The organism is Streptomyces milbemycinicus (assembly GCF_002154605.1).
In the GTDB taxonomy this organism is placed as follows: domain Bacteria; phylum Actinomycetota; class Actinomycetes; order Streptomycetales; family Streptomycetaceae; genus Streptomyces; species Streptomyces milbemycinicus.
The window spans coordinates 1-4,196 of sequence record NZ_MUNE01000993.1 but is presented as its reverse complement, the minus strand read 5'-3'; the positions used below and the strand labels follow the sequence as shown (position 1 = coordinate 4,196).

Sequence of the window (4,196 nt, the reverse complement as noted above, 5' to 3'; positions counted from 1 at the left end):
AGCTCGATTCCAGCCATGAGCAGTCGAGTACCCGAACGGGGGGCGGCCAAGCGGCGGGCCGCCCTCAGCCGCGCGCGGCCTTCACGAGGTTCACGGGCGTCACGGATGTCACGAGCGGCAGCACCCCGCTGGGCCGTCCGGCCGACGGGGCTGTCGTGGGCCTCGGTCAGGCGGGGGCGGCTGGGGCCTCCGGGAGGTGTGGGTGGGCGCGCAGATGCTCCTCGACCCGCTCGACGAGGCGGGCCGTCTCGGAGGCGATCAGCGCCGGGTCGGCGGTGGCCGCGCTCAGGACGGCCAGGTACGAGCCCTCGCCCGCCGCCACGACGAACAGGTTGCCGGCTTCCATCGCCACCATGGTCTGGCGCGCCGCACCGCGCATCCGTCGGCGCGCCGCACCGACGGCGAGGCCGTGGAAGCCTGAGGCGACGGCGGCCAACTGCTCGGCGTCACGGCGATTGAGCCCGCGGGAAGCGCTCACCGTCGCTCCGTCACCGGACAGCACGACGGCGTGTCGTACGTCCCCGACGCGGACCACCAGATCGTCCAGAAGGCAGTCGAGGCCGTCCGGGAAGCGGGCGGCGATTCTGCGATGCTCGGTCATGGCCCTCTCCTTCTGCCGGGAGCTGTCCCATGGCCCACGGACGCTAGCCGGGAGGGGGCGCGCGCAGGGGGCGCATTCGGAAGATGCTGGAATTTGACAGGGACAGATGACAGAACGATCGGCCGATGCCCAAACATGCACACTATCCAGGTTCTCGCTCAGGGGGTTCCCCTCAGCTACCTTCAGTTCCGGCCCGCCCGAGGAGTCATATGAACCACCAGCACACCCCCGCCGATCGCCTGGCCGAGGTCCGGGACTTTTTCACCCCACGGGCCGCCGACTGGGACACTCGCTTCCCCGACGACGGCCCCGCCTACGCCGCCGCCGTCGCCGACCTCGGCCTGCGCCCCGGGGATGCGGTGCTCGACGCCGGCTGCGGTACCGGCCGCGCCCTGCCCGCACTACGCGCCGCCGTCGGCCCCACCGGAACGGTCCTCGGCGCCGACGCCACGCCCGCGATGCTGTTGGCCGCCATACGTGCCGACCGGCACCGGGAGGCGGCGCTCGCCCTCGCCGACGTCACCAGGCTGCCGCTGCACGACGGCTGTCTGGACGCGGTGTTCGGCGCCGGGCTGATCTCCCACCTTCCCGACCCCGAGGCCGGACTGCGGGAGCTGGCCCGGGTGGTGCGCCCCCAGGGCCGGCTCGCGCTGTTCCACCCCGTGGGACGGGCTGCGCTCGCCGCCCGGAAGGGCCGCCCGATCACCCCCGACGATCTGCGGGCCGAGCCCAACCTGCGCCCGCTGCTGGCCCGTTCGGGCTGGCTGCTGACGTCGTACACGGACCGGGACACGCGCTTCCTGGCCCTCGCGGTCCGTCAGAGCTGAGCCGGCAGAAACATGCATCGCCGCCGATGTATCACGCGGTCGAGATACAGCGTCCGTGCGGAACAATGCGCACATGCTGGAACTCGCCATCCTGGGCTTCCTCTGCGACACGCCGCTGCACGGCTATGAGCTGCGCAAGCGAATCGCCGCGCTGACCGGGCACGCCAAACCCGTGGCCGAAAGCACGCTGTACCCGGCGATCAAGCGTCTGGAGATGGCCGGGCTGCTGGCCCGCGAGACCCAGCCGGGCACGGGTGCCGCGCCACGGCACGTGCTGACCCTGACCGCCGAGGGCCGAGCCGAGCTCCGTTGCCGCCTCGCGGAACCGGCACAGGCCGATATCACCGACGAGAACCGCTGGTTCACCGTGCTCGCGTTTCTACGACACCTGAAGGACCCGGCGACCCAGGCCAGAGTGCTCGAGCGCCGGCTCGCGTTTCTGCGGCAACCCACCAGCTTTTTCTACGACGACGACCGGCCGCTGCGCGCCGAGGAGATCGAGGATCCCTTCCGGCGCGGCATCCTCACCATCGCCCGCGCCACCAACCAGGCCGAACAGTCCTGGCTGCGCCGCACCCTGGACTCGCTGCGGGCGACCGGCGGCGCCTGACGGCCGGGCGGCCGACAGGCCCGGTCCGCATCCGCGCACAAAGTCTCGACGCTGTGGCTACTGGCTGGTTAAGGTGCGCCGCACGACGCATTGGCCCCGGATTCCGGTACCGCAAAAGAGGAGGCTGCCGTGCCCGCCAGTGAGGAGTCGGACGACGACGCGCTGTATGTGCTCACCGCGGTGGTGCTGACGCCCGCGCAGTTCCCGAGCGTGCTGGGCGACGACTATCCCGAGGCCTGCACCGCGCTCGGCCTCAAGCCGTACGAGGCCGGGTACGGCCTGGTGATGGGCCAGGACGGCGACGGCGCCCGGTGGACCGTCGTCACCGACGACGCGTCACTGGTCGCCTGCGCCGTCGCCGCGTGGGACTGCGGGATGGAATACGACCTGGCCATCGACGAGCGCACGGTGGTCGTCTCCCTCCCCGGCTGGCCGCTCGCGGTGGCCGTCGCCGCGCCGGGCGTCCCCGCGCCGCACGACCCCGAACCCGGCCCGGAGGGCGGGGAGGCGGCCACGTCGCCGCTCGCCCCGCCGGACACCGAGCGGTGGGGCCCGGCGCAGCGGCGGCTGGGCGCGGACGAGATCGCGCTGCAGTGGGCGCTGTGGCGCGAACAGGTCGACAGCGACGTCACGTTCGTGTCTCCCGGCGAGAAGCCGCACGGGGGTGTGCGACGCGTACTGGAGGAGGCGCGCGGATACCTGGACGCGCCCCCGCCGCTCGGCCGCGTCCGCTCCGCCTTCGCCTCAGGCGACGCGCGGACCCTGCGGGCCGACGGACCCGGCTGGAGCCTCGTGGCCCGTACGGATGACATCGCGTTCGTGCTGATGGACGATGCGCCGGGCGAGGTGCTGCCGGTCGGCCGCGGCCCGGAGCTGCCGGGCCTGCTGACGGCACTGGACCGGCTGGCCGTACGGCCTGGCTGAGGCGGCGTCGGGTCCGGGGCCCGCTGGCTGCGGCGCCGCGCCGCCAGCCGGGACACCGCCGCGCCGCTGGCCGGGGTGCTGCTTCGGGTGCGGTTGCGAGTAGCACTGCGGGGACTGCAATGGCCACCGACCGGGGTCGCCGCGGTGGGCTACGGCGTTGATCACCGGCGGGGGCCGCCGCCTCGGTCTGTGGGGCGGCGGTCCCCGCCCAGCGCGCGAATCGCCGCCTCCGGTGCGTGGATGAGACTCCGACACACGGATCGCCCCGATCGCGGACCGTTGCCCCCTCTCGCGTCACCAGCGGCGGTGCGGGTCGACGAGGAGGGCCGCCTCGGCCGTGTCCGGGTCGGGGTGTCCACACATCTTGTCGATCTCCGCCCGCCACAGGTCCGGCCAGCCGCTCCTGCCGCCCATCCCCTTCACCAAGGCGAGCGCCGTCAGCCCACCCACCGCATCGCCGCGCTTGCGCAACACGCCGACGACGGTGAGCATCGCCGCCCGCACATGCTCGTCGTCGTGATCGAATGCGACGTAGTCGTCGAAGCGCAGGCGGTCCGGCCGTTCCCGGACCAGCGAGAGACAGCGCTCCCAGCGGCCGAGGCCGGGGTCGCCCGCGCGCAGCGCGGCACAGGCCACTCTCAGCAAGGCGCCGGTGGCCTCGCGGCGCAGCCCGGCGGCCAGAAGCGCGTCCACCACGGCGTCGCCATCCGAGAGTTCACCGGCCGACTCTTGGGCGAGTCGGTTGATGACGGCGGACCCGCACCCGGCGAGCCGCCGCAGCGCGTCTGCGCGTTCGCCTTGTCGGCTCCCCCCATCGGTGTCGGTGTCGGCGCGTGTCCGGGCGACCAAGGTCTTGAGCACGCCGCGCAGGGGGGCGGCCCCTTCGTCGCCGGGGACGCGCCCGAGCGCGTCCACCGCGGCGCGCCACACTTTTGATGACCGGTTCGTGTCGACGGCGGCCGCCGTCAGCGCGCCGATCCCTTCCTCGAACGTTCCGGTCGCCCCGGCCACCATGCAGTGCGGCAGCACGGCGCAGGCGGCCCGGGCCGCCTCGTCGTCCCCCGCACGGACCACGTCGGCGAGGAAGGACTCGTACGCCGAGCGAGCATGGATCCCCGCCGCTTCCGGATCGCTCACGATCACGGCCTCGCGGACGGCGGGCTCGTGCAGCTGCTCCGTCAACCGGTCGGCCACGCCCGGCGCGCCGATGCGGGCGAGGAGCGGGCGTACGAGC

At 73.5% G+C, this 4,196-nt stretch carries 5 protein-coding genes; 3 read left to right on the top strand and 2 right to left on the bottom strand.

All coding sequences use genetic code 11. The features are described from left to right. Window positions 1-166: 166 nt before the first annotated feature. The gene (locus CCN51_RS50100) at window positions 167-601 is read right to left on the bottom strand and encodes a roadblock/LC7 domain-containing protein (protein ID WP_014174299.1); all 435 of its coding nucleotides are present in this window, start codon (window positions 599-601) and stop codon (window positions 167-169) included. Between the two features lie 209 nt (window positions 602-810). On the opposite strand from CCN51_RS50100, the gene CCN51_RS50095 reads away from it, so the two are divergent. The 3 genes from CCN51_RS50095 to CCN51_RS50085 all read left to right on the top strand — a co-directional run bounded on the left by CCN51_RS50095 (window position 811) and on the right by CCN51_RS50085 (window position 2,962). Continuing rightward, window positions 811-1,428 (top strand): class I SAM-dependent methyltransferase, encoded by a 618-nt coding sequence (locus CCN51_RS50095; protein ID WP_014174300.1) that lies wholly within the window; start codon window positions 811-813, stop codon window positions 1,426-1,428. A gap of 73 nt (window positions 1,429-1,501) precedes the next feature. Next, the gene (locus tag CCN51_RS50090; RefSeq protein WP_014174301.1) at window positions 1,502-2,038 is read left to right on the top strand and encodes a PadR family transcriptional regulator; all 537 of its coding nucleotides are present in this window, start codon (window positions 1,502-1,504) and stop codon (window positions 2,036-2,038) included. Between the two features lie 129 nt (window positions 2,039-2,167). Next, window positions 2,168-2,962, top strand: a complete 795-nt coding sequence (locus CCN51_RS50085; RefSeq protein WP_014174302.1) for a hypothetical protein — start codon at window positions 2,168-2,170, stop codon at window positions 2,960-2,962. A 294-nt stretch (window positions 2,963-3,256) separates the two neighbouring features. Here CCN51_RS50085 and CCN51_RS55515 read toward each other — a convergent pair. Beyond that, window positions 3,257-4,196 (bottom strand): hypothetical protein (locus CCN51_RS55515; protein ID WP_211303336.1); only part of this gene is annotated, 940 nt, incomplete at its 5' end.

Excerpts from the sequence above, each read along its gene's own strand:
- CCN51_RS50090 (WP_014174301.1), top strand. The coding sequence starts at position 1,502 with ATGCTGGAACTCGCCATCCTGGGCTTCCTCTGCGACACGCCGCTGCAC.
- CCN51_RS50095 (WP_014174300.1), top strand. The coding sequence starts at position 811 with ATGAACCACCAGCACACCCCCGCCGATCGCCTGGCCGAGGTCCGGGAC.
- CCN51_RS50100 (WP_014174299.1), bottom strand. The coding sequence starts at position 601 with ATGACCGAGCATCGCAGAATCGCCGCCCGCTTCCCGGACGGCCTCGAC.